The sequence below is a fragment of the Caballeronia sp. A2-2 genome (assembly GCF_057612605.2).
Window position 1 is genome coordinate 3,169,435 of sequence record NZ_CM172587.1, and the last position, 25,951, is coordinate 3,195,385.

Here is a 25,951-nt window from a genome sequence, read left to right on the forward strand (position 1 = left end):
ATGATCGATAATTCCAGAATCGGCTGGCCCGCACAACGCGATCTGACCGAAAAGCAGCGTCAACAGATTTTCCGCGTAACAAATATCGGCTTGAAGTGGGTCGCTGGAACTATGAGTATCGGCGAAGTGCAGGATGAGCTAGGAAAGAAAACTCCGCTTCTTCCGGGCGATAAGCAATCGTATATCTACGGCTTTGATGGCTTTGGTGCCGCGTTCCGGATAGAAACGCAGTGGGATCTTCAAAAGCATGACATATCAAGGCGATTCTCATTGGACTTAGAAGCCTGGATTACAGGCAATATTCCGCGTGAGATGCTTGAACAAGATCTCGGCCTACATCGCGTACAGAAAGGGGAATTGATAGACGGAGTTAGGAAAGAGGTTTTGAACTATTTTAATTTGCCTATTTTTCCGACAGATTTCCCGAACATAGTTGGCCTTAATCTACGCCTTCCCTTGCCGGACGACTCACCGTTTGATGTGTACGTCAATCTAGAATATCAGCGCGCACCTGATAAGCCCGAGCGATCGACGTTCGAAAACACCACCGATTTTCGTTCACTTGAGATAGTGCGCTCTTACCTTACGCCCGAAGAACTTCGGCAGCGTAACGACGCCAAGCGCCAGAAATACGGCTACATGAACCTTTGCACAGGCATGACCTGCCCAGAAACAGGTTTTTGGGAAGCATGGGGGCCGAACGGCATACTTGACGTCGAACTGATGAAGTTCGGCGGTCAGTTTCCCACAGCACGCAATTCTGCGAAAACGTACCGCGAAAGCCGCGTATATGCCGTAAATGCCCGATATTTCTGGCTATGTTCCGAGCATCAGGACGAGCTGGCGGGTGAACGCATGGTGCCACTGCGCAGACTTCAATACCACATGACTTAAATCGCAAATGCGGCGCGACGCATTTGCGTCGCGTTCGCCTTTCGCGCCGGATGCTTCGGCGCTCGCTGATGAATACAACCGCGCCTATAAGCAGGCGAAAGAAATTCTCAAAGACGTTGGAGCGGGAGGAACCTCAATTGACATTGACGACATGCTGGCAGGCCTTGGTGAAGGCTACCAAGCGCGCCCTTGGGAAAATGACGCCTTCTTCTGCGGTGAAATCGCGGGAGATTACTGGAGCAACGATCACGTACCGGATGGCCTGGTTGGTAATCAGTGCAGCCGCCAGTATGCACTCGCCCATAACGGTCGCGAGCGATACCGCCCCGCCGGTAACGGAGCCTAAGACGATGACCGATAGCTCCAGAATCGGCTGGCCCGCGCAACGCGATCTGACCGATAAACAGCGCCAACAGATTTTCCGCGTGACGGATATCGGCCTGAAGTGGGTCGCCGGAACCATGAGTATGGACGAAGTGCAGAAAGAGCTAGGAAAGAAGGCTCCGTTTCTTTCCGATGATCTGCGCTCGTATACCTACGGCTTTGATGGCTTCGGAGCCGCATTCAGGATAGAAACGCAGTGGGATCTTCAAAAGCACGGTATATCAAGGCGATTCTTATTGGACGTAGAAGACTGGATTACATCCAATATTCCGCGTGACACGCTTGAACAAGGTCTTGGCCTGCATCGCTTACAGAGAGGTGAATTGATAGACGGGGTTAGGAAAGAGGTTTTGAGCTACTTTAATGCACCTAATCTTCCAACACCTTTTCCTAACAGAGTTGGCCTCAATCTTCGTCTTCCGTTGTCGGACGACTCGCCTTTTGATGTCTACGTGAATCTACAATATCAACGCGCGCCTGATAAGCCCGCACGATCGACGTTCGAAAACACCACCGATTTCCGTTCACTTGAAATAGTGCGCTCTTACCTAACGCCCGAAGAACTCCAGCAGCGCAACGACGCCAAGCAACAAAAACACGGCGACATGAACCATTGCACAAGCATGGCCTGCCTGGAGATCGTTTAGCCGCACTTACGCTTCAGCCCCATCAAGCAAAAACGGCGCACATCCCTGCGCGCCGCCTTCATTCTCCATCCCTACTCAAGCCGCTTCAATCGTTTCGTCGTCCGCACCGTCGGTGATGGGCGCTTCCTCGACGATCGCAGGCGTGCCAAACTGCGCCCGCAAATAGGCCTCAAACTCCGTCTTCACCTCCGGATGACGCAGCGCGAATTCCACCGTCGCCTTGAGATACCCGAGCTTGCTGCCGCAATCAAACCGCTGACCGCGATACCGAAACGCCAGCACTTGCTCTTCCACGAGCAACGCCTGAATCGCATCCGTCAACTGAATTTCACCGCCCGCGCCCGGTTGCTGCTTGCGCAGGAATTCGAAAATACGCGGCATCAGCACATACCGCCCGACCACGCCGAAATTCGACGGCGCCACCGCAGGCTCCGGCTTCTCCACCACGCGCGAAAGCTTGAACAACCCGTCGTCCCACGGCTTGCCTTCGATCACGCCATACGATTTCGAATCGCGACGATCGATCTCTTCCACGCCGATCACCGACGAATGGTAGTGATCGAACACATCGACCATTTGCGAAAGCACGGGCGGCACGCCATCGAGCAAATCGTCCGCGAGCACGACCGCGAAGGGTTCGCCGCCGACCATCTTCTCCGCGCACAACACCGCATGACCCAGACCGAGCGCCTCGGCCTGACGCACATACATGCACGTGACATGGCTTGGCAATATGCCGCGCACGAGTTCGAGCAGCTTTTCCTTGCCGCGCGCTTCCAGTTCCGCCTCGATCTCGTAGGACTTGTCGAAATGGTCTTCGATCGCGCGCTTGCTGCGCCCGGTCACGAAAATCATCTCGGTGATGCCCGCAGCCATCGCCTCTTCGACCGCGTATTGAATCAGCGGCTTGTCCACGACCGGCAACATCTCCTTGGGACTGGCCTTCGTCGCCGGAAGAAATCGCGTGCCGAGGCCCGCTACAGGAAATACCGCCTTGCGCACTTCGAGCATGCTCACCTCGATCCCGTTGAAATATCGAAGGCGCGCCGGGTTCGCACCGAACCGCAGCCGCCTTTTTCTTGTACTGTGACACGCGCGTGTGACGAATGATTCCACGACAAAAATGCGCCCGATTTCATCAGACGACACGAGCAACGCCAGCTTATTCCTTGAATATCGAAATCATCTGCCAACACTTCGCCATTTTCCGACTTGGCACGCGGCGGATGTGGGCTGCCGCGTATAGTGGCTTCAATTGGTCTCATATTCCCGCCATGCACGTTCCGGTAAGGAACCCTGAGGAGTGAGGGAGAAGTTCGATGTCATATGTTCATGGTACGGGCGCAAGCAGGCTGCAAGTGGTTCGCTCAGAGCCCGAGCCCGATATGTCGTCCACCGATTCGGCCAGCATGGCGAAACGGATCGGCATATTGATCTTCGAGGACTTTTCGCTGGTCGAAGTCAGTTCGATTTCCGAAGTCTTCGCGCTCGCCAATCAGGTTCGCACCACGGTGGACAGCGGACCGAGGCCTAACTACGCGCTGCAATTCCTGTCATCGGATGGCGGCAGCGTGGCAAGCAGTTGTTCGCTGCGCATCTGGACCGAGAGTCTGGAAACGCGCTGGATGAACGAGTGCGATGCCTTGTTCATCGCCGGTGGCGCGGGGGCGCGGCAGGCGCGTCACGATATCGTGCTGCGCAAGCGGCTCGGGCGCGTCGCGCCGAAGATTCCGTTCATCAAGGCGATCGGCGACGGCGCGCACATTCTGGCGGCGGCGAATCTCACGCTGCAGAACCGTTCGCTCGATTTCGCGGGCGAGCCGGAGGAAGCGCTGTCCTCGGCGCTGACGCCCGCGATGTCGAGCGCGTTGTTCATCGCCGAGCAAACGCTGACGCTGGACGACCCGAAAGGTCCGATCGCGGCGGCGCTGTCGATCATCAAGCGCGATCACGGTGCGGCGGTGGCGCGCGAAGTGTCGGAACGCACCATTCCAGGCGCGTGGCAGAAACTCGCCACGCTGCTCGAAGATACCGATGGCGGCGGCGTGCGTCAGAAAATCGATGCAGCCGCGCGCTGGATCCGCGAAAATTACGTGAAGCCCATCTCCATCACGGATGCCGCGCGCGTCGCGGCCATGAGCGAGCGCAATTTCCTGCGGCGCTTCAAGGCGCAGATCGGCCTCACGCCATCGGAATACTTATTGCGTGCCCGATTGGACGCAAGTTGCATGCTGCTCGCCGCGACCGACCTGCCGGTGGACAAGATCGCGCGCCGCTGCGGCGCGGGCAGCGGCGACGGCCTCGCCAAGATTTTCCGCAAGCGCCTGTCCATCTCGCCGACCGAGTACCGACTGGCCGGCCGGCGCAAACAGGGCGACACCTCATGAATCATGAAACCCGGCGCATCGACCTGATGCGCATCTGTCACGGAGTCGCATGACGACCAAAACAATATTCTGGCTGTGGGCTTTTTCGAATTTCGGGGATGCGGCACTCACACTGCCGCTCGCCGTCGTGTGCGGCCTATGGCTGCGCACGGTGGAAAAACGGCTCGCGATTTTCTGGGCCGTTGCGCTCATGCTGGGCATGGCGCTCGTCGGTTTGTCGAAGATTCTCTACGCGGGTTGCGGCCTCGAAGTCGAAGCCATCAACTTCCGCATGATCAGCGGACATACCATGCTGTCGGCGGCCATCTACACCGTGGCGGGCGGCCTGCTGCTCGGCGGGTTCGGACGCGGCTGGTACAGAGTGGGCGCGGCGGCCGGGCTGCTGTTCGCGGCGGCCATCGGCGTGAGCCGCGTGCTGATCCTCGCGCATACGACTTCCGAAGTCGTGACGGGCTGGCTGCTCGGTGCGGCCATCGCGTTGACGCTGCTCATGCGCGTGTTCAGCCAGCCGCGTAAGATGCCGCGCGCCGCGCTCGCCGGGGTCGCGCTGCTGGCGGTGTCCACGCTGGCTTATGGGCATCACGCGCCCTTTCAAAGCCTGATCGAGCATTACTCTTGGTGGGTGTGCCGCGGGCTCGGTTTGGACTGACGCGTTGCACCGAAACCGCGCCGGATGACGATCCCAAGTATGATCGTCGGTTAGTCGCAATTCATCGAACTAACCGGGATTGTCAGCATGGATCGTTTCCTGGCAATGAAAGTGTTCGCGCGCGTGGTCGAGGCGGGCAGTTTCTCCAAAGCCGCCGATGCCCTGCGCCTGCCGCCCGCGAGCGTATCGCGCACGCTGCAGGCGCTCGAAGCGCATCTGGGCGCGCGGCTCATCAATCGCACGACGCGCAGCATCAGCATCACCGAGGACGGCGAAGCGTATTACGAGCGCTGCGTGCGCGTGCTCGGCGAAGTGGACGACATGGAAGCGTCGCTCGCGCATTCGAAGACCAGTCCCAAGGGCACGGTCAAGATCAGCCTGCCGCAGGTCATGGCGAAAAGCACCATCATTCCCGCGCTGCCGGACTTCTTCGCGGCGTATCCGGATATCGGCATCGAACTGTTGCTCACGGATCGGCAAGTCGATCTCGTGGAGGAAGGCGTCGATTGCGTGGTGCGCGTGGGCGCGGTGGGCGATGTCGGGCTGGTGGCCAAGCGTATCGGCGCGTATTCGCAGATCACGTGCGCATCGCCGCGATATATCGAGCAGCATGGCGAGCCGATGACGCTCGATGACCTCGAACATCATCTCGCCGTGGGTTATGTGCTGAACAACTCGGGGCGCGTGCGCAACTGGGAATTCGCCGTCGATAACGAAGCGCGCACCTTCGCGATGAAGCACAAGATCGCGGTGAACGACGGGGATTCGTATATCGCCGCCGGGGTGTCCGGTCTCGGGCTGATTCAAAGTTCAAGCTACACGCTGGAACCGTATCTCAGGACCGGACAGCTTCGGGAAGTGTTGAGCGAGTTTCCGTCGCATGCGCGCGTGGTGTCGGTGCTGTATGCGGCGAACCGGCATCAGCCACGGCGCGTGCGCGTGTTCATCGACTGGGTGGCGGAGCTGTATTCGCGTCTGCCGATCTTTCAGATACGCGAGAAAGTGGCGGCCTGAGCGAGCGGCATCGTGTCGAAGTCGAAGGATCGAAATGCGCGTTCTACTGCGTTTAGATCGCTCTCCCGCGCGCTCGCGTGCATGCCTTGCAGATGCGTCAAGCCAAGGTCGATCGACACGCAACGCCCGTAATCGCGCGCGCGAAGCTCCGGCGCGATGGTGGTGAAGAACGCCGTCGTCGGCACGTCGAAACCTGCGGCGATGTGGAGTGCCGCCGTATCGGACGTGACGACGTGCCGCGCGCCACCGACCCATGCGAGAAACTCGGCCGTATCGCGCGATTGCGCGGCGATGTCCCGATAGCGCGGATGATCGACCGCGCCGAAACCCAGCACAGGCCAGCCAAACGCTTCCCACAAGCGCTCGACGATGCGTTCGCGCGCCGCCATCGGAATGCTGCGCACCGGCGTGCTGGCGTCGGCGCAGAGGAGCACGTAATCGTGCTGCGGTGCCTTCGGCAGCGGAAGACCTTTAAGCCAGCGATTGCACTTGTCCTCCGCCGCCACGCTTTCCGGCGCGATGCCCATGGCCCAGAGAAAGAAGTCGATCATCGGCATCGAGGCGAACGACGGCCAGAACAGATGATTGCCGATGTCGATTTTCAGGGCGTCATCGGATAACGCGGCGAGCGGCACGGGCAGATCGACGATCTCGCCTGCGAACGGCGCGGCAAGTTCATACAAATGCTGCACGAAACGCGGAGCATGCGCCGGGCGATGGATCGTGAAGGTCAGATGCGGATAGCGTCGTGCCAGCGCGAACAAGGCCGTCAGCCCGATGATCGAATCGCCGAGGGTGACGCCGAACGCGTTGATGAGATGGACGTGGCGCGCGTGCTCGTACTGGGTAGAGAACGGCGCGTGGTGAATGGATGACGGCAAGGCGGAAAAGCCGCTTGCCGCATGGTTCGATACTTCGAGGTCGTAGGGTGCGAGGATCAGGCGCTCGCCGGACAAAAGCGAACCTGCGTGGCTCAGCGCATGCACGTCGTCGAGCGTCGTGACCATGCGTTGAGCCAGGGTTCAGGCCGCCGCGCCGCGCTCGTTCGCCGACTGCGCGGCGGGCAGGCTGTGCACGGCTTGCAGCGACGGCGCGCTCACCGGTGCATATTCCGGCACCCAGCGACGCAGATCGCGGCGCACTTCGTCGTCCGGCAACACGCGATGCTGCGTGAGCCACGGCAGCAGTTCGCCGAGGAAATTCTCCGCCACGCCGCGCGCCTGCGCGATACGCAGTTTCGGGTGCGGCGTGCGCGTGGTGGTTTCGTCGTCGGCGAGCAGTTCTTCATAGAGCTTTTCGCCAGGACGCAGACCGGTGAACTCGATCCGGATCTCTTCCTCGGTGTAGCCGTGCAGACGGATCAGATCGCGTGCGAGATTCGTGATCTTCACGGGCTCGCCCATGTCGAGAATGAAGATTTCGCCGCCCTGCCCCATGCTCGATGCCTGCAACACGAGTTGCGACGCTTCGGGAATCGTCATGAAGAAACGCGTGATCTCGGGGTGGGTAACCGTGATCGGGCCGCCCTTGCGGATCTGCTCCTCGAACTTCGGGATAACGCTGCCCGCGCTGCCCAGCACATTGCCGAAGCGGACCATCTCGAACTGCGTGTTTCGACTCGTCTTTTGCAACGCGAGGCACGCCATTTCGGCGAGCCGCTTGCTCGCGCCCATCACGTTGGTCGGATTGACGGCCTTGTCGGTCGACACGAGCACGAAATGCTTGACGTTGTGGTTGACCGCCGCACGCGCCACGCGATACGTGCCCAGCACGTTGTTGCGCACGGCCTGCCACGCGTTCAGTTCTTCCATCAGCGGGACATGTTTGTAGGCCGCCGCGTGAAACACGATATGCGGTGCGTAGCGTGCCATGACCTGATCCAGCAGCAGCGAATCCTTCGCGTCTCCGACAATCGGCACCAGCGGCGTATCCGGGAAGCGCTCGCGCAATTCCTCGGTGAGCCGGTACATGGCGAATTCCGACATGTCGTACGCGACCAGTTGCGCCGGCGCGAAACGGAGAATCTGACGGCACAACTCCGAACCGATGGACCCGCCTGCGCCCGTGACCATCACCACGCGGCCGTGCAGCAAGGCTTCGACGTGCTGGGTGTCGATCGTCACGGCGGCGCGGCCCAGCAGATCCTCCAGATTGATCTGACGCACTCGGGACAGAGCCGCCTGTTCGTCCGTGAACGTGGTGAGCGCCGGAAGCACCATGGCGCTCACGCCTGCGTTCAGGCAAAGCGTGGCGACGCGCCGCTGGTCGTCGGCCGATGCCGAAGGGATCGCGATGATCGCGTATTCGGTGCCGAATTTCTCCGCCCATTGCGCCAGGTCATCGATGCGGCCCAGCACTTTATAGCCATAGACTTCGCGGCCATGCTTGGCGGTGTCGTCATCGAGCAGGCCGACGAGACGCCACTCGCTCGAACGCGACAGTTCGCGCGCCAGATTCGCGCCCGCGCGACCCGCGCCGAGCACGAGCACGGGCTTGCCTTCCGCGACCAGTCCGCCATACAGACGAAATTCTTTCGCCGCACGATACAGTGCGCGTGGCGCGCCCATTCCGAGAAACAGCAGCAAGGGCGAGACGATCAGCACCGAGCGCGGGATGATCGGCACGGGCTGAACCACGACGGAGAGCACCATCACGGTCAGCGCGCCCCAGCCCACGGCTTTGGAGATGCGCAAGAGGTCCGGCAAGCTCGCGAACACCCAGATACCGCGGTACAGGCCGAACACCCGGAACATCAGTCCGTAGACCGGAAGCACCCAGATCAACGCGCGCAGCGCACCGCTCCAGTATTCGTAAGGGACCGGTCCGTTGAAGCGGATCAGATAGGCGCCGAGCCACGTTCCGACGACTGCGCACAAATCGAAGATGAAGGCGATGAACGAGATCCACGAGGACTTGTGTCGAAACATAGGTAACCCACCTCCACTTGCCTGGTTCGATGACCGGGCAGCAAATACTGAACTAATACTGAAATTGCACGGCGCCTGCAAGGGCGGGCGCTCATGGGGCCACGCGTTCTCGCGCACGCCGGGGCGAAGCATCGCGGGAAAAGATTATGCCTTGCCGCCCGGTCACAAGCTACCTGACCCATGTAACTTGTCTATCGTCGGATGAACCGTCGAAGGGCCGCGCGAAGTGCTGAAAAAACGCGTTGACCCAGCGCCATCAGGCGCCGTGGCCCAAGCTTTCAGCAGAAAACCTGCCTGCGCGATGAGCGCCAAGCGTTGCGTCCTGTCTCGGATCGATCAAAATTTTTGTAACGATTTTCTTCCCTAGTGCGAGACGCCTTCCCGTCCCAACACCTTCACGAAGGTCAGAAACAGGATGCGGATGTCGAACGCCAGCGATTTCCGGCGCGCATAGGCTTCGTCGAACTCCACCTTGACGGGAATGGGCAGGTCGTCGCGGCCGTTGACTTGCGCCCAGCCCGTCAAGCCCGGGCGCAAGGTGTGCACGCCCTTCTCGGTGCGCAGTTTGATCAGGTCGTCCTGATTGAAAAGCGCCGGACGCGGTCCGACGAAGCTCATGTCGCCGCATAGAATCGACCAGAGCTGCGGAAGTTCGTCCAGACTGCTTTTGCGCAGGAAACCGCCGATCGGCGTCAGATACGAATCAGGATTCGACAGCAGATGCGTGGCGACGGCCGGCGTGCCGACGCGCATCGACCGGAATTTGGGCATTCGGAAAATGTCGTTGTTGCGGCCGACACGATCCGACCAGTACAACACCGGCCCGGGCGAGGTCAGCTTCACCAGAAGCGCGACCAGCAAGGTCGGTATGACGAGAATGAGCGCGGCGACAATGCCCAGCGCCAGATCGAAACAGCGCTTCATCGTGCCTCCTCGCGGGTCAGGAAATGATTGACGGCCGCGGCGATGCCTTCGTCCACCGACTTCGGCGGCGTCCAGCGGAGCACATCGCGGCACGGACTGCTGTCGACCTGCAGGGACGAAGTCAGGCGGTCGATCACCGACGACTTGCCTGTCAGCCTGCCGATCAGACGCAGCGCCCAGAGTGGCACGGGAACGAGGCGCGGCGATCGTTGCATTGCGGCAGCGAGCTTGCGCGCGAGTGTCGCGGTGCTCAGATCATCGCCGTCCGAGATCAGGAAGGTGCGTCCCGGCGCATCGGGGTGGCTGGCCGCGAGAATCAGAAAATCCGTCAGATTGTCCAGTGCGACCATGCTGCGCAGATTGCGAACCGCACCGATCGGCAACGGCATGCCACGCCGCACGGCGCGCATCAGGTTCAGAAAGTTGGCTTTCACGCCGGGACCGTACACGAGCGGCGGGCGCACGATCACCAGTTCCAGACCGGCCTGCGCGGCGAAGGTCCGCAACGCGTCCTCGGCTTCGCGCTTCGAAACGCCATAAGGATCTTCCGGCGCGGGCGCGTCATTGACCGAGAACGGCCGCGCGTGAGTCGCCTCGCCGTTGACCTTGACCGAGCTGACGTAGACGAAGCGCCGGACGCCCGCTTGCACGGCCTGCTCGGCGAGCCGGATGGTGCCGTCCACGTTCGCGCGCCGGAACGCCTGAGTCGGATCGGATTCGGTTTCGACCATCACATGGACGCGCGCGGCCAGATGCACGACCACGTCGACGCCTTGCAGCGCCGGGCTCCAGTCGGTGTCGGCGCGCAGTTCTCCGACCGCGGTCAAACCAGCGCCGCCGCTGCGCGACGTACCGACATGGTTAACGCCGCGCTCGGCCAGCATTTCGCAGAGCCGCTTCCCGACGAAGCCGCTCGCGCCGGTCACCATCACCTTGCTATTCATGAGTGTCGTGGAGGCCATGAATTACGCTTTGATGCGTTCCTTGTTATAGAAATCGAGCATGGCCCGGACCAGCCGCTGCTTCGGAAAACGCGTGACCGCGCGCTCGTGCGCCGCTTCGCCGAGCCGGTCGCGCAAGGCGGGATCGTCGATCAGGCGCAGCATCATCTCGCGCATCTGCGCCACATCGCGCACCGTGTGCAGCAGCCCGGTACGGCCATCCTCGATCGCATCCGAGACACCATAGATCCGCGACGCGATGGTCGGCAAGCCGGCTGCCGCCGCCTCGATGATCACGGTGCCGAACCCTTCGCGGTAGCTCGGCAGACAGAACACGTCGGCCGCCGACATGTAATGCTCCGGCGTGAGCGTGAAGCCGATCCGATGCAGCCGGCCACCGGTCGCGGACGCCGTCTCGGCGAGCGCGCGGTCGAAGTCCGCCTCCATGGGTCCGACGATCGCGAGATGAGCATCGGGCTTCGCGGCCGCCACTTCGCGAAACGCGCTCAGCAATTCGTTGATGCCCTTCTCGACCGTGACGCGGCCGAGAAACATGAACAGCGTACCGCCGTCCGGCACGCCCAGCTCCGCACGCAAGCGCGCGCGCATTGCCGGATCGCGGGCAAACCGCTCGATATCGACGCCGCAGATCGACCCATCGGCGAGCACTTCGACACGCTCGCGCGACACGATGCCCTCGTCGACGAGGTAATTCATCTGCGACTGGCTGTCGGTGAGAAGCCGCGTCGCGCAGGCGGCCAGCACGCGATCCATGGTCTTGAGCAGCGCGCGCATCGGGCCGGTGCGCGTCGCCCAGACCTGGCCCGTGAAGGTGTGAAAGCGCATCGGCGTGCCGGAGAGGCGGCCGGCGATCATGCCGAGCAGCCCGGACTTCGGCATCAGCGTGTGAATCACGTCGAACCGGCCGTCGCGCAGGAACCGCCGCAACCAGACCGTGCAGCGGATGTCCTGCGCCAGCGAGATGTCGCGGCGAATCGGACAGGAGACGAACGTCACGTGCTCGTTGAGCATGGGTTCGAGTTCGCCGCGCTCGCCGTTGCAGACCATGGTCACGTCGTAAGTCTCGGACAGCGCCGCGATGTGCGGACCCATGAAGACACGCAAGGGCGTGGCGATCGTCGACACGACGCACAGGCGCGGCCGTTCCGTCGATCGATGCGCAAAGCGTTGACTTTGTTGAGCGTTGGCCGCCATCACGCAGTCTCCGCCGTCGGCATGCCGAGCATGGCGCGGGCGCGCGATGCAACCGTGATCGACGGACGCACGCCGAGCGTGTCGTGGAGCGCATCGCATGCGTAGTGCGTATGGCCGACCAGCGCGTTGATCCGGTCGTGAGTCAGCGGAAAGCCCGGCAGCCGTCCGCCCGTCGATGCGGCGAGCCGCGCCGTCCACTCGGGCACCCGCAGCCGGGGCGGCGCGACGCCGAGCGCGCTGGCCGACCCGGCGATCATCGTTTCGAGCCGGCAATCGTGCGCCACGTTGAACACGCGGTTGCGCGCCGCCGGATTCGTGCCGCACGCGATCAGCGCATCGACCACGTCGTCGACGTGGACGTAATTGGCCATGGCATCGCGGTCGCCGACATAGAAAAACAGCCGTTTGCGCACCATCGACAACAGACCGCGCAGCGATGCGTTGGTCATGGTCTCGCCGAAGACGTTGCTCGGGCGGACGATCGTGCACGTCGCCGCGCCGCGCTTCGATGCATCCAGCACGATTTCATCGGCACGCGTCTTGGTGATCTCGTACTGACCGACCGGCGCGGCCGGAAAGTCCTCCCGCACGACGCGGCGCTCGCGCGGGTCGCGGGGCGGGCCGTATGCGCCCACGCTGCTCAGGTTGACCCAGTGCAGCGGCGCCGCGCCATTACCGCTGCGCGCCTGCGCGGCCGCGGCCAGACGCCGCGCGCCACCGACATGCAGCGCTTCCATCAGTTCGGGACGGTACAACTCGCCGGCGCAATGGAACAGCACGTCGCAACCGTCGACGAAACCGCTCAGATCGCTGTTTTCATCGGCCAGATCGCCACGCACGACATTCACCGATGACGCGAACTCGCGCGAGTCGCCGCGGCGCGTGAGCACCGTGACGTCCCAACCCAAAACAACCAGTTTGTCTACCAGACGACGGCCGATGAAACCGGACGCGCCCGTGACCGATGCACGCATGCTTTCTTCCTGAACAGGCCTCGTGGCCTTGGAAAATCAAAAGACGAAAAAGTAGCCGAGCGCGAGCAATGCCATGAGGATCGCGACGCAGCACACGTAATTCTTCAACGGAGGCGGCGTCAGGCCCACTCCGAGAATCGGGATGAGTTGCCAACTGAGCAACGCGATACGGTCGCTGAACGGGATATAACCGATCAGGAAGAACATGCCGTTAAGGATCAGATAGAGCCTGAGCACGAACATGCAATCGCGCGACGGCCGGAATCCGAACGGCCGCGACGCCAGCAGCGCCAGCAGTGGAATCGCGCTGAACAGCAGGAAACGGAACTTGAAACCGGTGTCGTATTCGGTCGTCAGCGTTCCGGTCAGATAGGAGAAGTAATACGGAAACTGGTCGCGAAAGCTCTGCGGCACGAAGGACGTCGCGAACTGCACGAGATGCTGCGGCACCGACAGCGCCGCGCACGTCACGCAGACGATCCAAAAAATCAGCAAGGTGCGGAAGTTGAGATGACGGCGCAACAACAGGAAAAGCGGCAGATAGACGATCGTGCTGACATGGAAAAGCGTGCCGCCTGCAATCAGAATCCAACTGCGCAGGCGTCGGCCGTTCAGTTCCGCGTCGAGCGCGTAGATCACGAAAATGAGCGCGAGGCCTTGCCGTACCGCATTGATGCTCAGCGAGTAAAAGAACGGAAAGCCAAGCCAAAGCACGAGCAGGAAAAACCGATCTCGGAACAGCGTGCTTCGCTTGCCGGTCTGTATGGTCAAACCGAAGAGTTCGAGCGCGAAGATCAACGAGAAATACAGATACGTCGAACCGCCGAGCCTGGCGATCAGCCACGTGAAAAGACGAAAGCCCGGCTCGACACGATCAAAGCCGATCGGCACGCCGAGATTATTCTGCAGATAAAAGAAATACAGCTCGTAAGCCGGTTTATCGGAGTCCGCGCCGACCGTCGCCGACGCGTAGACGAGCGCGATCAACAGCACGAAGACGATATAAAGCCCGGTCAGACGGAACCGGTGAAACGCGCTGCGTTCTGCCGCGTTCTGCAATGGATGCTCGAAGTCGCTCATGACGAAATTAAGCCGTTATCGGATTCTTTGGCGCGGAGCGACTGCCTGACGAATGCGCATCACGTCCTTTACGCGGGTGAGATCGAAACAGCCCAGATGGCGCACCAAAAACCAGAGCATGCCCGGCTCGAAAGTGCGCACGGCGCGGTGATAGGTCAGAATATTAAGAAATGCGTGCGCGTAAATATCGCGGCGTAAAGCGGGGTGCGCAGCGAAGTAATCCATCAGGTGACCGATATGAATCCGGTAAGAGCGCTGACGTCCCTTGCGCGATGCCGTGTAGGCCGAATTGGAATCGTTACAGCGATATTCCACCAGAATTCGATTGATGAAACAGGCGCGCGTGCCCGGAGCCAGCAGATACTCCATCGTAAAGTACCATTCCATGAAATCGGCCTGGAACTCGCGGGTCCTGCGCGCATTGGCGCGATACATATAGGAACTATGAACCGCGATGGTGCCCCAGCGCGCGTTTTCCTCGATCGAGTAAAACGTCAGTTCTTCGCCGCTCGGCAATTCCCCGGTATCGGTCACATAGGTGCGGCTGTCGTTGAAATAACGCGCCCGGTGAATGACCAGCACGCAATCGGGGTTGGCGTCCAGCACGGCGACCTGCGCTTTCAGCTTGCCGGGAAGCATGATGTCATCGCCGTCGATATGCGCCACATAATCGCCCTGCGCCGCGTTGTGCGCGCGAAAATAATTGCGCGCGGGACCGACGTTGCTTTCGTTCTGCAAGACCCGGATCAGATTCGGGTGCCGCAACGCAAATTCCTCGATGATTTCGCGTGTGCCGTCTTTCGAGCCGTCATCCGAGATCACGACTTCATAGGGAAAATCCACGTCCTGCGAGACGATGCTTTCCAGACAACCGGTGATGTAATCGCGCTGGTTATAGCTCGATACGACTACGGAAAGTTTCGGCGAATTCACTTTGACACCTCAATCACGGACTTACGATAAATCAGCAGGCCCGATACGCAAAACAAGAAGTAGCAACCATTCGAAATGGCATATGCAACGAAGACGCCCTGCCCTGCGCCTTCCATTCTGGAGACGATATAAAACGCAAGCACGTAAAGCGCCGACTGCACGATTTCGCAGATCACGTAAATGCGCGTTGCCGCCTTGGCGACAGCATAAAAACCCACCACATACGAGCCGATGCGGAAAAAGTCGCCAATCAGTTGAGCGACCAATAGCGACGGCGCGATCGAGAAACTTTTCGACAGCAGCACGGAAAACACGAAATCCCGCAACAGCAGCACGCCGATTGCGACCACCGAGAAGGCGCCGAGAATGCCGGCGAGCGTGCGAAATACATAACGCACGCCTTCCTCCGCGTTCTTCATCGACGACAGCGTCGGCATGTAGTACACGGCAAGAAAACTCGTGAACAGGCTCAGTGACGCGTAAGACAGCCGCTGCACGCCCTGCCACATGCCCGCCGCGTCCCAGCCGGACGCGTGAACGATCTGCGTCCGAATGAATATCTCGACGAGCGGCATGGTGGCAACCGAAAACAGTTGCATCAGACTGAAGCGGCCGAGATCGGCGGTATCGCCCGGATGCCGGGTGAAATGCGGCCGGCCGAACTCCAGCTTGCGCAGTTCGTAGATTGCCGGGATCAAAAGACCCGCCTGCACCAGCACCAGCGCGAAGACCGCGCCGGTCAGATGGAACCGGCTCACGATCAGATAGCACGGCAACAGGCCGATCAGCGAGCCGATTGTCGAGATGCGCGAGTACGCCTGTGTCATCCGCAAGCCGTTCACAATGCCGGTCGCGAAATTGACGTACGCGAACGCGAACTGAACGAGCCCGATGCAAACGATCAGCCATTGATACGCATCGGTGCCGAACAGGATCTCGGAGACGCTGTGCGCGAGCGCCGCGAACAGCACGGCGATCAGCGCCGACGCGCCGACCGAGTAAGTCCAGGCGCTCGACAGAAATTGCCGGAGACGCGGCGCATCCGACTCGTACTGCGCGACATACTTCGAAATGCCGATGTTGATGCCCCCGCCCGCGAAGACGAAAAGAATCGACAGCATGTTCATGAAGTGGCCGAGCTTGCCGACTCCGTCGACGCCGAGCTCGATGACGACGATCTTGAGCACCGCGAGACCGCAAATCATTCGTGTGATCTGCGCGATGGCGCTCGCCATCGACGCCTTGAGCCAGCGTAACGACATTATCGGGCTGCCCCGAAGAAGCTTTCGATCTCCGCGCAGACGCGATCGACCTGTGCATCCGTTAATTCGTAAAAAAGCGGCAGACGCAGCAGGCAGTCGGTGTAGCGGTCGCTGTGGGGCAACGCGCGGCCGTCGTGCTTATCCGCGTAAAACGCGCTCGCGTGCAGCGACAGATAGTGGAACACCGACATGATGTTGCGCTGCTTGAGATGCTCGACCAGACGAGTGCGTTCTTCCAGCGAGCGGCACACGATATACGCCATGTGCGCGTTGTTGGTCGCATAGTCCGGGATGAACGGCAGCGCGAAATATTCTTTCCGCGCGAGCGGCGCGAGGTTGCGCTGATAGCGCTCGTGGATCGCAAGGCGGCGCGCCTGAATCGGTTCGATCTGTTCGAGTTGCGCGTACAGGTACGCCGCGACGATCTCCGAGGGCAGATACGAAGAGCCGATATCGACCCAGCCGTACTTGTCCACTTCGCCACGGAAGAACGCCGAGCGGTTGGTGCCCTTCTCGCGGATGATTTCCGCGCGCTGAATATAGCGCTCGTCGTTGATGGTGGTGAGACCGCCCTCGCCCGAGATGATGTTCTTGGTCTCGTGGAACGAGAACGCACCGATTTCACCGATGCCGCCGAGCGGGCGTCCCTTGTAGAACGACTCGATCGCCTGCGCGGCATCCTCGACCACGGCGATGCCGTGCCGTTGCCCGAGTTCGACGAAACGATCCATGTCGCAGGCCACGCCCGCGTAGTGGACCACGACGATTGCCTTGGTGCGCGGCGTGATCAGCGCCTCGACGGCGTTGGCATCGATGTTCGGTTCGAGCGGACCGCTGTCCGCGAACACGAGCTTCGCGCCGCGCAGCACGAAGGCGTTCGCGGTCGATACGAAGGTGTACGACGGGAGAATGACTTCATCGCCCGGCCCGATATCGAGCAGCAACGCGGCCATTTCCAGCGAGTCCGTGCAGGACGTGGTCAGCAAGGCCTTCTTGAAACCGTAACGGTCCTCGAAGAACTTGTGGCTGCGCTTGGAGAACATGCCGTCGCCGGAAATCTTGCCGGACGCCACCGCCTGAGCGATATAGACCAGTTCGCGGCCATGCAGATAGGGTTTGTTGAACGGAATCATTTCTTCGGACTTCGATGCTTCGGACATTTCGCGCCTCCTTAATCGAACCATTGATGAAGCGTGTAAAGGCTTTTCATGGGCAGGAAGCCGGCTTTCGCCAGACCGCGCTGAGCCGCGATATTCGTGATTTGAGTCGAATACTCGATCGTATCGAGCCCGCGCGCCGCGCCCCATTGCGCCGCCATGCGCAGCAGACAGGCGAACAGCCCGAGCCGGCGCGCACGCGCGGCCACGCCGATCAGGCTGACATCGACGGTATTCGCACCGATCACGCGCAGCGCGCAGAAGGCGGCCAGGCCGTGCTCGTCGTCGAGCAGCAGCACCGCGTCGGCGACGCCGGGCGTGGCGCAGGTCGCGTGCGCCCATGACACGTAGACCTCGTCGGCGGCATCGGCCGGCAAGCGAGGATCGCAATGATAGTGGCCGGTGTAGCCTTTGAATATTTCACGCGCGAGGGCGGCCACGCGGTCGGCATCCGCGGTGCTGGCGACGCGCGAACGCACGCCTTCGGGCAGCCGTGCTTCGCCGATGCCCGCGACCGGCCGCTCGAAGTACACCAGCGTGTCGGCGAGATACGCGCCCGCCTGCTCGGCGGCCTGCATCGCGGCGACATGCGACGTGTCGATGCGCAGGATCAGCAATGCCACGTTCTGCTCGCGGCACTGCGCGCCGATCAGCGCGATCTCGGACACAGCAACGGCGTTCGCTTTCGCCGTCACCACGCCAAAGCGCGCTTCATCGATGGCGGACAGTGCGATCATCGCCGCGCGGCCGGTGGGCAGTGCGTCGGGCATTGCATCAGACATCGCTGCGGCCGCGCTTCGTGGCGCGGGACGACAAGAACAACGAAATGCACAGCGCCAGCCCGATACCGAGGACGAGCCCGGCGAACGCCATCACCGCGCGGCGCGGATAGACCGGGCCATCGCCGGCGGACAGCGCGCCGACCGGACGCGTCAGGAACGTGCGCTGCGGATCGACCCGCTCCTTCATATCGTCGCGATGCGCGCGCAAGACGTTGATGGTCTGATCGTTTCCGTTGATCAGCTCGGAAATCATGATGTCGGTCGACGTATTGCCTGCGTCGCCCGAGTGAGGCTTCATGCGGTCCTGCGCAAGCGCGACGAGTTGCTTGCCGCGGTCTTCCGCCTGCGCGAGACGCTGCGTGGTCTCGTTGAGATCCGTGTCCATGCGCGTGATCGACGGCGTGATCATGGCTTCATGACGGCCATACAGCGCCTTCAGCGTGGCGTCGAGTTCGGTTTTGGCGTCATCGGCGGTGCGGCCGTTGACATTGATTTCGACCAGATCGCTCGACAAGACCTTCGCGCGCAGGCTGTTCATCAGCAGTTGCGTGCGGGGGTCGTCCGTCGGCGGCGCCGGCCAGCCGAGCCGCTGCAACACCTCGAGCTGGAACGCGCGCAACTGCACCCGAGTCAGCAGATTGGGCGGCGTTTCGAGCAGCACGCCGTTGGTGCCGTTGAAAATCTGGCCGATCTGAACGACCTGCGACGCCTGCCATTGCCGGTGCGCAAGATAGCTCGATCCGAATCCGACCAGCGCGCCGACCACGGCGCCGACGATCAGCAGCCGTGCATCGCGCCGAAGGAATTTCACGAAGTTCGAGAAGGTCTCCGGGCGCGCTTCAGTTTCGCTGTTCTCGTTCTGATAGATGTCGCGGTTGAGGTTTTGCATTAGGGTCGTGTATCGATGAAAACAAGTAACGCCGAAGCGCCTACGCGAATGTGCTTCGGACCAGCAAGCGCCGCTGGCGCTATACGTGACGCCGCTCCTGCAGACACAGCGTCAGGGCGTCGCGCCACGGAGGCGGGCGCAGGCCGAACGTGTCGTGCAACTTACGATTGCTCAGGACAGAATGCGCCGGACGCTTCGCCGCCACCGGATACGATGCCGAATCGATCGCGCTCAATCGCGGCAAGCGCTCGCATCCCGCGGCGTGGAAGATTGCATGCGCAAAGCCATACCACGACGTCTGCCCCGCGCACGTCATGTGATAGATGCCGCCATGTTCACGCCACCATTGCCGGGACTCGTCCTCGCTGCCCGCGAAGCTCAGGGCCACGAGCTGCGCGGTCATTGCGGCGAGCGTGTTCGCCCAGGTCGGCGCGCCGTGCTGATCGTCCACGATCCGCAATTCGTCGCGTTCCGCGCCGAGCCGCAGCATGGTCAGCAGGAAATTCTGCCCGCGCGCCGCGTAGACCCAGCTCGTGCGAAGGATGAGATGGTCGCAACCCGACGCGACGATCGCCTGTTCGCCATCGCGCTTGGTTCGGCCATACACGTTCTGCGGATTCGTCGCGTCCGTTTCCGCATACGGCGCCACGCTCGCGCCGTCGAATACGTAATCGGTCGAGAAATGCACGAGCGCCGCGCCCAGCGCGCGCGCTTCGTTCGCCATGACCTCCGGCGCCACCGTGTTGACCGCGTGCGCCATCGCCGCGTCCGATTCAGCACGATCAACGGCCGTATAAGCCGCCGCGTTGACGATCATCGCGGGTTTCGTCGTGCGGATCACGTGCCGGATCGCAAGCGGATCGGCAAGATCGAGCGCGGCGCGATCGAGACCGATCACGTGACCGAGCCCTTGCAGCGAGCGCATCAGTTCGAAACCGACTTGCCCGGCCGCGCCGGTGACGAGAATAGTCCGCGAATCGCTAGTACGCATCTTGGTTCATTCGAAACATTCGGCGTCGCGCAGGCGAGGCGCGGCGGCGTCGCGTGTGGCGAGGCGCGGCGGCTGGCCGGTAAGCGGCCAGTCGATTCCGACATCCGGATCGTCCCAGACGATCGCCCGCTCATGCTCCGGCGAGTAATAGTCACTGGTCTTGTAGATCACCTGCGCGCGCGGCGTGACGGTCAGAAAACCGTGCGCGAAGCCTTCCGGCACGTACATCTGCCGGTTGTTGTCGGCCGATAGCTCGAAGCCCTGCCATTGCCCGAAGGTCGGCGAACTGCGGCGAAGATCGACGACGACATCGAATATCGCGCCTTCGACAACCCGCACCAGCTTCGCTTGCGGACGTCCGATCTGATAGTGCATGCCGCGCAACACGTGCTGCGCCGAACACGAGTGGTTGTCCTGCACGAATGCGCGGTGGATACCGAGCTTCGCGGCGTCGCGGACGTTGAAAGCCTCCAGAAAGAAACCCCGCTCGTCTCGGAAGATGCGCGGATCGATCAGTTTGACCTCGTCAAAACGCGTGTCGACGATATCGAAGATCATGAACGATGCTCCGTTACCAGATCGAGCAGGTACTTTCCGTAACCGCTCTTGACAAGCGGCTTGACCAGTCCGAGCAACTGTTCGCTGGTGATCCAGTGCTGACGAAACGCGATCTCCTCCGGGCACGCGACCATCAGCCCCTGACGACGCTGCAGCGTCGCGATGAACGTCGAGGCTTCGATCAGCGAGTCGTGCGTGCCGGTGTCCAGCCACGCACAGCCGCGGCCGAGCGTCTGCACATTGAGCCGGCCGAGTTCCAGATAGCGGAGATTGACGTCCGTGATTTCGAGTTCGCCCCGCGGCGATGGCTTGACCTCGGCGGCAATGTCGCAGACATCGTGATCGTAGAAGTACAGGCCCGTGACCGCGAACCCGGAGCGCGGCTTGATCGGCTTTTCCTCGATCGATACCGCGCGGTTGGCCGCGTCGAACTCCACCACGCCGTAGCGCTCGGGATCGTGAACCTTGTAGGCGAACACGGTCGAGCTGTCGGTCCGCGCGCACACCCGCGTCAGCAGCGGCCCGAGCCCGTCGCCGTGGAAAATGTTGTCGCCGAGCACCAGCGCGCACGCCTCGCCGCCGATGAACTCCCGGCCGATGATGAACGCCTGCGCGATGCCGTCCGGCGACGCCTGTTCGGCATACGAGATGTTCATGCCCCACTGCGCGCCGTCGCCCAAAAGCGCCTGGAAGCGCGGCAGATCGACGGGCGTGGAGATCATCAGCACGTCCCGGATGCCTGCCAGCATGAGGGTCGACAGCGGATAGTAGATCATCGGCTTGTCGTAGACCGGCAGCAGTTGCTTCGACACTGCGTGCGTGATCGGATACAGACGCGTGCCGGAGCCGCCGGCCAGGATGATGCCTTTACGAGCCATTGCGGCCTCCGTCAAGCGCGCTGCGCATAGTTGAGATCCACCCATTTGCGGTATTCGCCCGAGGTCACGTCATCGACCCACGTCTGATTGTCGAGATACCAGTGGACAGTCTTGCGCATGCCGCTCTCGAACGTCTCCGCCGGTTTCCAGCCGAGTTCGTGTTCGATCTTGCGGGCGTCGATCGCATAACGGCGATCGTGGCCGGGACGATCGGTGACGAACGTGATCAGGTCGCGATACGAGCCTTGTGCGCGCGGCTTGCGTTCGTCGAGCAGATCGCACAGCGTGTGCACCACGTCGAGATTGGTCTTTTCGTTCCAGCCGCCGATGTTGTAAGTCTCACCCGGCGTTCCACGCCCGAGCACTTCGCGGATGGCCGCGCAGTGATCCGTGACATACAGCCAGTCGCGCACGTTCTGACCATCGCCGTAGACCGGCAGCGGCTGGCCCATCAGCGCACGATGAATCACCAGCGGGATCAGCTTTTCGGGAAAGTGATACGGACCGTAATTGTTCGAACAGTTGGTCGTGAGCGTGGGCAGGCCGTAGGTATGGTGATAGGCGCGCACGAGATGATCGGCGGCTGCCTTGGTCGCCGAGTACGGGCTGTTCGGCGCGTACGGCGTGAGTTCGGAGAACTGCGGATCGGCCGGGCCGAGCGAGCCGAACACTTCGTCGGTCGACACCGCGAGAAAGCGAAACGCGCGTTGCTCGTCGGACGGCAACGTGTTCCAGTACGCGCGCGCCGACTCCAGCAGCGTGAAGGTGCCGACAACGTTGGTCTGGATGAAGTCCGTCGGTCCGTTGATCGAACGGTCGACGTGGCTTTCCGCGGCGAAATGCACAATGGCGCGCGGCTTGTGTTGGGCGAGCAGCGCATCCATTGCGACGCGGTCGCAGATGTCGGCCCGCACGAACACGTGTCCTGCGTTGTTCTCCAGCGACTTCAACGTAGCGAGATTGCCTGCATAGGTCAGCTTGTCTACGTTGAGCAGCGGCTCATCGTGATGGGTGAACCAATCGAGCACGAAATTCGCGCCAATGAAACCGGCGCCGCCCGTCACAAGAATCATACAAATCCTTCAGGATTAACTTTTTCCGGTGTCGTCGACTTCGACGCCCGCCGATTTCGAATGCCTGTCGCAACATTGCTTTCGGTGCATGAAGCGCCGAGCGAAGCGTCAGAGTGCCGGTGCGCCGGCGGTTGAACCGCTTTCAAGGACAACGCATTAAAGATGTCCGAACCCAACATTATATGCCATCAGGGAAGCGCCCTATCACGCAGGTACAACTTGAAACATTCCTCACGTGTCGAATTTCGTGCTCAAAGCACGACATGGACGCAACATTCGATCTCGCTTCAAGGCTGTCTCTACACGTCCCCATGCCAGAAAGATGTCCATCAGCAGGATCCGTGCGCGCGAAGCAACTGCGTCCGGCGAGCACGAAAGCAGCCGAATCAGCCGCACGGCAAAGCCGATAGAATGAAGCCCTTTTCAGGAATGCTGCATCCACAGCCCTTATTGCCCGATGAACGCCACTTCGTGTCATCCGCTGCCGCCTGCCACGCGTTCCGCTCCGCTCGCCTTCGGCGATCTGCAAGGTTGCCGCACGCCATTCCGGCGTTTGCTCGCCAAGGCCGCGCCGCCCGCCGACGCGCCGCTGTGGTTTGCCGGCGATCTGATCAACCGGGGCAGCGAATCGCTCTCCACGCTGCGCGACATCATCGCGCTCGGGGATCGCGCGGTGCCGGTGCTCGGCAATCACGATCTGCATCTGCTCGCGGTCTCGGCAGGCATCCGCAAGTCGAAGAAAGGCGACACGATCGATGAAATTCTCGCCGCGCCCGATGCCGAGGATCTGCTCCGCTGGATTCGCTTCAGACCTCTCGCTCACTTCGAGGACGGCATGCTGCTGGTCCACGCGGGCGTGCTGCCGCAGTGGGACGTCACCCAATTGCTCGAACTCGCCGACGAACTGCATCGCGCGCTGCGTGCGCCGAACTGGAAGGAAACGCTCGCGGGGCTTTACGGCAACGAGCCGAGCCATTGGAGCGACAAGCTGAAAGGAATCGACCGCTTGCGCGTCACCTGCAATGCGCTCACCCGCCTGCGCTTTTGCAGCATCGACGGCGTGATGGATTTTTCGAGCAATGGCGGGCTCGATTCGGCTCCGCCGGGGCAGATGCCGTGGTTCGACGTGCCGTCGCGGCGTACCGCCGACATCACCGTCGTGTTCGGTCACTGGGCCGCGCTCGGCCTGACGATGCGCGACAACCTCATTGGTCTCGACTCGGGATGTGTGTGGGGCGAAAAACTGTCCGCCGTCCGGCTGATGCCGAATCCGGCGGAACGCCTGCTCACGCAGGTGAAATGCAACGACTGCCGAGGGGTCGCGGGCTGACGCGGGCGTTTGCTGTTTGCTGTTTGCTACGGCAAGGCCGAGCGCAAGTCGCGCTTCATCGCGTCCAGCGCATCGGCGACGCTTTGCTGCGCGGCGGCCGCCAGCGCGCGGCGGTCGTCACCGAGAATCGGCTCGCAGACGTAGACGTGAGCGATCAGCGACTCGGCCTTGAGCAAGGTGGTCAGCGAATCGTTCAATGTCATGTCGCCGATATAAGCGGGCGCGGTCGAGAGCATGCCGCGCGCATCTTCGTACATGAGACACACCGGCTGCACCGGCACACACGCCGACACCGCGGCCTGAAACATATTCGCGTGGAACGGCAGCAAGGACTGACCATCGGTGGTCGTGCCTTCGGGGAACACGCACATCACTTCGCCCTTCTGCAAACGCTCCGCAAGCTCGTGCATGATGCGCTTCGCGTCGCTGCGCTTCTCGCGCTGCACGAACACGGTATCCAGTTGTTCCGCCAGCCAGCCGACGACCGGCCACTTGCGAATCTCCGCTTTCGAGACGAACGGCGTCGGCCGCCACGCGTTGATGACGTAGATATCGATCCACGAAATATGATTGCCGACGACGAGCACGCCCGCATCGAGCCGCGCTTGATCGTTATGGACGACGAGCTTCATGCCCGACAGCGCGAGCATGCGAATGGACCACGCGCGGTTCATCGTCATGCGCTCGGCGGGTGTCGCGCGCGGGAAATGCCGCGCCACCGTCCACGTGCCGTGCAGCAAATGCACGACGAGCCGAAGCTTGCGCAAAGCCAGCAGCATGCTCAGCGCGACTCGTACGCGAGATGGCCGCCGACGATCGTCGCGCGCACGCGAGCCGGCAATTCGTAGCCTAAGAACGGCGTGTTGCGCCCCTGGCTTCTGAGCTTGCGCGGATCGACACGCCATTCGGCGTTGGCATCGAACACGCAGAGGTCCGCGAGCGCGCCGGTCGTGATGCGGCCGGCCGGTAACTTCAACACATCGGCAGGCGCGCAAGTGATGCACGCCAGCGCCTTCGTCAGCGGTACGCGGGCTTCGCGCGCCCACTTCAGCGTGAGCGAGAGCAGCAGTTCGAGACCGGTCGTGCCGGGCGTGGCTTCGCCGAACGGCAGCAGCTTTTCGTCGTCGTCGAGCGGCGTGTGATCGGAACAGATCGCGTCGATGGTGCCATCCGCCAACCCTTCGCGGATGCCATCCCGGTCGCGTTGCTGACGCAGCGGCGGATCGAGACGAAATTGCGAGTCGAAGTAGCCAATGTCCACATCCGTCAGATGCACGTGGTTGACGGTGACATCGCACGTCACGGCAAGCTTTTCGGCCTTGGCCGCACGCACCAGCGCCACGCCCGCCGCCGACGACAGATGCGACAGATGCACCCGCGCGCCGGTCACGCGCATCAATTCGAAAATGGTATGCAGCTCGATGGTTTCCGCCGACACCGGCACGCCCGACAACCCGAGCCGCGAGGCCACCGCGCCGCTCGCCGCCACGCCGCCGCGCGCCATGTACGCGTCTTGCGGACGCAGCCACACGGTATAGCCGTACGTGGTCGCGTATTGCAGCGCGCGCAGCAGCGTGCGCGTATCGACGATCGGGTTATCCGCCTGCGAAAAACCGATGCACCCCGCCTCGGTCAACTCCACCATTTCGGTGATGGCCTCGCCCTTGAGCCCAACCGTGAGCGCGCCCAGCGGATACACGTGCGCCAGATGCAGCTTCTGCGCGCGGAACTTGAGCATTTCGACGAGGCCCGGTTCGTCGAGCACGGGATCGGTGTCGGGCGGACAGACGAGACTCGTCACGCCACCGGCCATCGCGGCGGCCATTTCGGATTCGAGCGTCGCCTTGTGTTCGAAGCCGGGTTCGCGCAACCGCGCGGCGAGATCGACGAAGCCGGGCGCGACATACAGCCCGTTCGCATCGATGACCTTCGCCGCATGAAAATCGGCGGGCGCTTCGCCGATGCCGACGATCCGCCCCGCCGCGATGAACACATCCTTGCGTGCTTCCGTGCCCGCTGCCGGGTCGATGATCGTGCCGCCCTGAATCTGGATCTTCATGTC

Annotated in this window: 26 protein-coding genes; 7 read left to right on the top strand and 19 right to left on the bottom strand. The window is 61.9% G+C overall.

Annotated features, from left to right (window positions below; genetic code table 11):
- From ACZCWR_RS14990 to ACZCWR_RS15000, 3 genes are read left to right on the top strand one after another with little or no spacing between them, the layout of a single operon-like run.
- On the top strand, positions 1-894 hold the full coding sequence (locus ACZCWR_RS14990; RefSeq protein WP_487301510.1) for a hypothetical protein: 894 nt from the start codon (positions 1-3) through the stop codon (positions 892-894).
- Between the two features lie 7 nt (positions 895-901).
- Positions 902-1,240: a hypothetical protein gene (locus ACZCWR_RS14995; RefSeq protein ID WP_487301511.1), complete on the top strand. Its 339-nt coding sequence runs from the start codon at positions 902-904 to the stop codon at positions 1,238-1,240.
- A gap of 4 nt (positions 1,241-1,244) precedes the next feature.
- Entirely contained in the window at positions 1,245-1,925 is a 681-nt protein-coding gene (locus ACZCWR_RS15000) for a hypothetical protein (protein WP_487301512.1), read from the top strand.
- A gap of 75 nt (positions 1,926-2,000) precedes the next feature.
- Here ACZCWR_RS15000 and galU read toward each other — a convergent pair whose 3' ends face one another.
- Positions 2,001-2,936, bottom strand: coding sequence for a UTP--glucose-1-phosphate uridylyltransferase GalU (gene galU / locus ACZCWR_RS15005; protein WP_487301513.1), 936 nt, complete (start codon positions 2,934-2,936; stop codon positions 2,001-2,003).
- A 374-nt stretch (positions 2,937-3,310) separates the two neighbouring features.
- Between galU and ACZCWR_RS15010 the strand changes: the two genes are divergently transcribed.
- The 3 genes from ACZCWR_RS15010 to ACZCWR_RS15020 all read left to right on the top strand — a co-directional run bounded on the left by ACZCWR_RS15010 (position 3,311) and on the right by ACZCWR_RS15020 (position 5,975).
- Entirely contained in the window at positions 3,311-4,312 is a 1,002-nt protein-coding gene (locus ACZCWR_RS15010; RefSeq protein WP_487301514.1) for a GlxA family transcriptional regulator, read from the top strand.
- A 49-nt stretch (positions 4,313-4,361) separates the two neighbouring features.
- Positions 4,362-4,961, top strand: coding sequence for a phosphatase PAP2 family protein (locus ACZCWR_RS15015; RefSeq protein ID WP_487301515.1), 600 nt, complete (start codon positions 4,362-4,364; stop codon positions 4,959-4,961).
- A gap of 87 nt (positions 4,962-5,048) precedes the next feature.
- Positions 5,049-5,975 carry a LysR family transcriptional regulator gene (locus ACZCWR_RS15020; RefSeq protein WP_487301516.1) on the top strand — a complete coding sequence of 309 codons (927 nt, stop codon included), beginning with the start codon at positions 5,049-5,051 and terminating at the stop codon, positions 5,973-5,975.
- Here the strand turns inward: ACZCWR_RS15020 and ACZCWR_RS15025 are convergent.
- The 16 genes from ACZCWR_RS15025 to rfbB all read right to left on the bottom strand — a co-directional run bounded on the left by ACZCWR_RS15025 (position 5,948) and on the right by rfbB (position 22,559).
- Positions 5,948-6,982, bottom strand: coding sequence for a glycosyltransferase family 9 protein (locus tag ACZCWR_RS15025; RefSeq protein ID WP_487301517.1), 1,035 nt, complete (start codon positions 6,980-6,982; stop codon positions 5,948-5,950). The two genes, ACZCWR_RS15020 and ACZCWR_RS15025, sit on opposite strands and share 28 nt — an antisense overlap.
- Positions 6,983-6,997: 15 nt before the next feature.
- A complete protein-coding gene (locus ACZCWR_RS15030) occupies positions 6,998-8,902 on the bottom strand; it encodes a polysaccharide biosynthesis protein (protein WP_487301518.1) in 1,905 nt (634 codons plus the stop codon).
- Positions 8,903-9,265: 363 nt separating this feature from the next.
- The gene (locus ACZCWR_RS15035) at positions 9,266-9,826 is read right to left on the bottom strand and encodes a sugar transferase (protein WP_487301519.1); all 561 of its coding nucleotides are present in this window, start codon (positions 9,824-9,826) and stop codon (positions 9,266-9,268) included.
- Positions 9,823-10,788 (bottom strand): UDP-glucose 4-epimerase family protein, encoded by a 966-nt coding sequence (locus tag ACZCWR_RS15040; RefSeq protein ID WP_487301520.1) that lies wholly within the window; start codon positions 10,786-10,788, stop codon positions 9,823-9,825. Before ACZCWR_RS15040 ends, ACZCWR_RS15035 begins: the two co-directional genes overlap by 4 nt.
- Before the next feature lie 3 nt (positions 10,789-10,791).
- Complete coding sequence (locus ACZCWR_RS15045) at positions 10,792-11,982, bottom strand: glycosyltransferase family 4 protein (RefSeq protein ID WP_487301521.1); 1,191 nt, start codon at positions 11,980-11,982, stop codon at positions 10,792-10,794.
- The gene (locus ACZCWR_RS15050; RefSeq protein ID WP_487301522.1) at positions 11,982-12,956 is read right to left on the bottom strand and encodes an NAD-dependent epimerase/dehydratase family protein; all 975 of its coding nucleotides are present in this window, start codon (positions 12,954-12,956) and stop codon (positions 11,982-11,984) included. The genes ACZCWR_RS15045 and ACZCWR_RS15050 overlap by 1 nt, the downstream gene beginning before the upstream one ends.
- 36 nt (positions 12,957-12,992) lie before the next feature.
- Positions 12,993-14,036: an EpsG family protein gene (locus ACZCWR_RS15055; protein ID WP_487301523.1), complete on the bottom strand. Its 1,044-nt coding sequence runs from the start codon at positions 14,034-14,036 to the stop codon at positions 12,993-12,995.
- A 15-nt stretch (positions 14,037-14,051) separates the two neighbouring features.
- Positions 14,052-14,969, bottom strand: a complete 918-nt coding sequence (locus ACZCWR_RS15060) for a glycosyltransferase (protein WP_487301524.1) — start codon at positions 14,967-14,969, stop codon at positions 14,052-14,054.
- Positions 14,966-16,231, bottom strand: coding sequence for an O-antigen translocase (locus ACZCWR_RS15065; protein ID WP_487301525.1), 1,266 nt, complete (start codon positions 16,229-16,231; stop codon positions 14,966-14,968). The genes ACZCWR_RS15060 and ACZCWR_RS15065 overlap by 4 nt, the downstream gene beginning before the upstream one ends.
- Complete coding sequence (rffA, locus tag ACZCWR_RS15070; RefSeq protein ID WP_487301526.1) at positions 16,231-17,391, bottom strand: dTDP-4-amino-4,6-dideoxygalactose transaminase; 1,161 nt, start codon at positions 17,389-17,391, stop codon at positions 16,231-16,233. Before rffA ends, ACZCWR_RS15065 begins: the two co-directional genes overlap by 1 nt.
- Before the next feature lie 11 nt (positions 17,392-17,402).
- Positions 17,403-18,158 (bottom strand): GNAT family N-acetyltransferase, encoded by a 756-nt coding sequence (locus ACZCWR_RS15075; RefSeq protein WP_487301527.1) that lies wholly within the window; start codon positions 18,156-18,158, stop codon positions 17,403-17,405.
- A 4-nt stretch (positions 18,159-18,162) separates the two neighbouring features.
- Positions 18,163-19,059, bottom strand: a complete 897-nt coding sequence (locus ACZCWR_RS15080) for a hypothetical protein (RefSeq protein WP_487301528.1) — start codon at positions 19,057-19,059, stop codon at positions 18,163-18,165.
- Between the two features lie 79 nt (positions 19,060-19,138).
- Positions 19,139-20,050, bottom strand: a complete 912-nt coding sequence (gene rfbD, locus ACZCWR_RS15085; RefSeq protein ID WP_487301529.1) for a dTDP-4-dehydrorhamnose reductase — start codon at positions 20,048-20,050, stop codon at positions 19,139-19,141.
- A gap of 6 nt (positions 20,051-20,056) precedes the next feature.
- Complete coding sequence (gene rfbC / locus ACZCWR_RS15090) at positions 20,057-20,608, bottom strand: dTDP-4-dehydrorhamnose 3,5-epimerase (RefSeq protein WP_487301530.1); 552 nt, start codon at positions 20,606-20,608, stop codon at positions 20,057-20,059.
- Positions 20,605-21,486: a glucose-1-phosphate thymidylyltransferase RfbA gene (gene rfbA, locus ACZCWR_RS15095; RefSeq protein ID WP_487301531.1), complete on the bottom strand. Its 882-nt coding sequence runs from the start codon at positions 21,484-21,486 to the stop codon at positions 20,605-20,607. Before rfbA ends, rfbC begins: the two co-directional genes overlap by 4 nt.
- An 11-nt stretch (positions 21,487-21,497) precedes the next feature.
- Entirely contained in the window at positions 21,498-22,559 is a 1,062-nt protein-coding gene (rfbB, locus tag ACZCWR_RS15100; protein ID WP_487301532.1) for a dTDP-glucose 4,6-dehydratase, read from the bottom strand.
- Between the two features lie 457 nt (positions 22,560-23,016).
- Between rfbB and ACZCWR_RS15105 the strand changes: the two genes are divergently transcribed.
- Complete coding sequence (locus ACZCWR_RS15105; RefSeq protein ID WP_487301533.1) at positions 23,017-23,889, top strand: symmetrical bis(5'-nucleosyl)-tetraphosphatase; 873 nt, start codon at positions 23,017-23,019, stop codon at positions 23,887-23,889.
- Positions 23,890-23,915: 26 nt separating this feature from the next.
- On the opposite strand, the gene ACZCWR_RS15110 is transcribed toward ACZCWR_RS15105, so the two are convergent.
- Entirely contained in the window at positions 23,916-24,668 is a 753-nt protein-coding gene (locus ACZCWR_RS15110) for a lysophospholipid acyltransferase family protein (RefSeq protein WP_487301534.1), read from the bottom strand.
- Between the two features lie 2 nt (positions 24,669-24,670).
- Positions 24,671-25,948 carry a dihydroorotase gene (locus ACZCWR_RS15115; protein ID WP_487301535.1) on the bottom strand — a complete coding sequence of 426 codons (1,278 nt, stop codon included), beginning with the start codon at positions 25,946-25,948 and terminating at the stop codon, positions 24,671-24,673.
- Positions 25,949-25,951 lie beyond the last annotated feature (3 nt).

Coding starts and splice junctions, on each gene's coding strand:
- ACZCWR_RS15065 (WP_487301525.1), bottom strand. CDS start 16,231: ATGTCGTTACGCTGGCTCAAGGCGTCGATGGCGAGCGCCATCGCGCAG.
- ACZCWR_RS15115 (WP_487301535.1), bottom strand. CDS start 25,948: ATGAAGATCCAGATTCAGGGCGGCACGATCATCGACCCGGCAGCGGGC.
- ACZCWR_RS15025 (WP_487301517.1), bottom strand. CDS start 6,982: ATGGTCACGACGCTCGACGACGTGCATGCGCTGAGCCACGCAGGTTCG.
- ACZCWR_RS14995 (WP_487301511.1), top strand. CDS start 902: ATGCGGCGCGACGCATTTGCGTCGCGTTCGCCTTTCGCGCCGGATGCT.
- ACZCWR_RS15010 (WP_487301514.1), top strand. CDS start 3,311: ATGTCGTCCACCGATTCGGCCAGCATGGCGAAACGGATCGGCATATTG.
- galU (WP_487301513.1), bottom strand. CDS start 2,936: ATGCTCGAAGTGCGCAAGGCGGTATTTCCTGTAGCGGGCCTCGGCACG.
- rffA (WP_487301526.1), bottom strand. CDS start 17,391: ATGTCCGAAGCATCGAAGTCCGAAGAAATGATTCCGTTCAACAAACCC.
- rfbC (WP_487301530.1), bottom strand. CDS start 20,608: ATGATCTTCGATATCGTCGACACGCGTTTTGACGAGGTCAAACTGATC.
- ACZCWR_RS15105 (WP_487301533.1), top strand. CDS start 23,017: ATGAACGCCACTTCGTGTCATCCGCTGCCGCCTGCCACGCGTTCCGCT.
- ACZCWR_RS15080 (WP_487301528.1), bottom strand. CDS start 19,059: ATGCAAAACCTCAACCGCGACATCTATCAGAACGAGAACAGCGAAACT.
- ACZCWR_RS15015 (WP_487301515.1), top strand. CDS start 4,362: ATGACGACCAAAACAATATTCTGGCTGTGGGCTTTTTCGAATTTCGGG.
- ACZCWR_RS15050 (WP_487301522.1), bottom strand. CDS start 12,956: ATGCGTGCATCGGTCACGGGCGCGTCCGGTTTCATCGGCCGTCGTCTG.
- ACZCWR_RS15020 (WP_487301516.1), top strand. CDS start 5,049: ATGGATCGTTTCCTGGCAATGAAAGTGTTCGCGCGCGTGGTCGAGGCG.
- ACZCWR_RS15040 (WP_487301520.1), bottom strand. CDS start 10,788: ATGGCCTCCACGACACTCATGAATAGCAAGGTGATGGTGACCGGCGCG.
- ACZCWR_RS15045 (WP_487301521.1), bottom strand. CDS start 11,982: ATGGCGGCCAACGCTCAACAAAGTCAACGCTTTGCGCATCGATCGACG.
- ACZCWR_RS15035 (WP_487301519.1), bottom strand. CDS start 9,826: ATGAAGCGCTGTTTCGATCTGGCGCTGGGCATTGTCGCCGCGCTCATT.
- ACZCWR_RS14990 (WP_487301510.1), top strand. CDS start 1: ATGATCGATAATTCCAGAATCGGCTGGCCCGCACAACGCGATCTGACC.
- ACZCWR_RS15110 (WP_487301534.1), bottom strand. CDS start 24,668: ATGCTGCTGGCTTTGCGCAAGCTTCGGCTCGTCGTGCATTTGCTGCAC.
- rfbA (WP_487301531.1), bottom strand. CDS start 21,486: ATGGCTCGTAAAGGCATCATCCTGGCCGGCGGCTCCGGCACGCGTCTG.
- ACZCWR_RS15055 (WP_487301523.1), bottom strand. CDS start 14,036: ATGAGCGACTTCGAGCATCCATTGCAGAACGCGGCAGAACGCAGCGCG.
- rfbB (WP_487301532.1), bottom strand. CDS start 22,559: ATGATTCTTGTGACGGGCGGCGCCGGTTTCATTGGCGCGAATTTCGTG.
- ACZCWR_RS15075 (WP_487301527.1), bottom strand. CDS start 18,158: ATGCCCGACGCACTGCCCACCGGCCGCGCGGCGATGATCGCACTGTCC.
- rfbD (WP_487301529.1), bottom strand. CDS start 20,050: ATGCGTACTAGCGATTCGCGGACTATTCTCGTCACCGGCGCGGCCGGG.
- ACZCWR_RS15030 (WP_487301518.1), bottom strand. CDS start 8,902: ATGTTTCGACACAAGTCCTCGTGGATCTCGTTCATCGCCTTCATCTTC.
- ACZCWR_RS15000 (WP_487301512.1), top strand. CDS start 1,245: ATGACCGATAGCTCCAGAATCGGCTGGCCCGCGCAACGCGATCTGACC.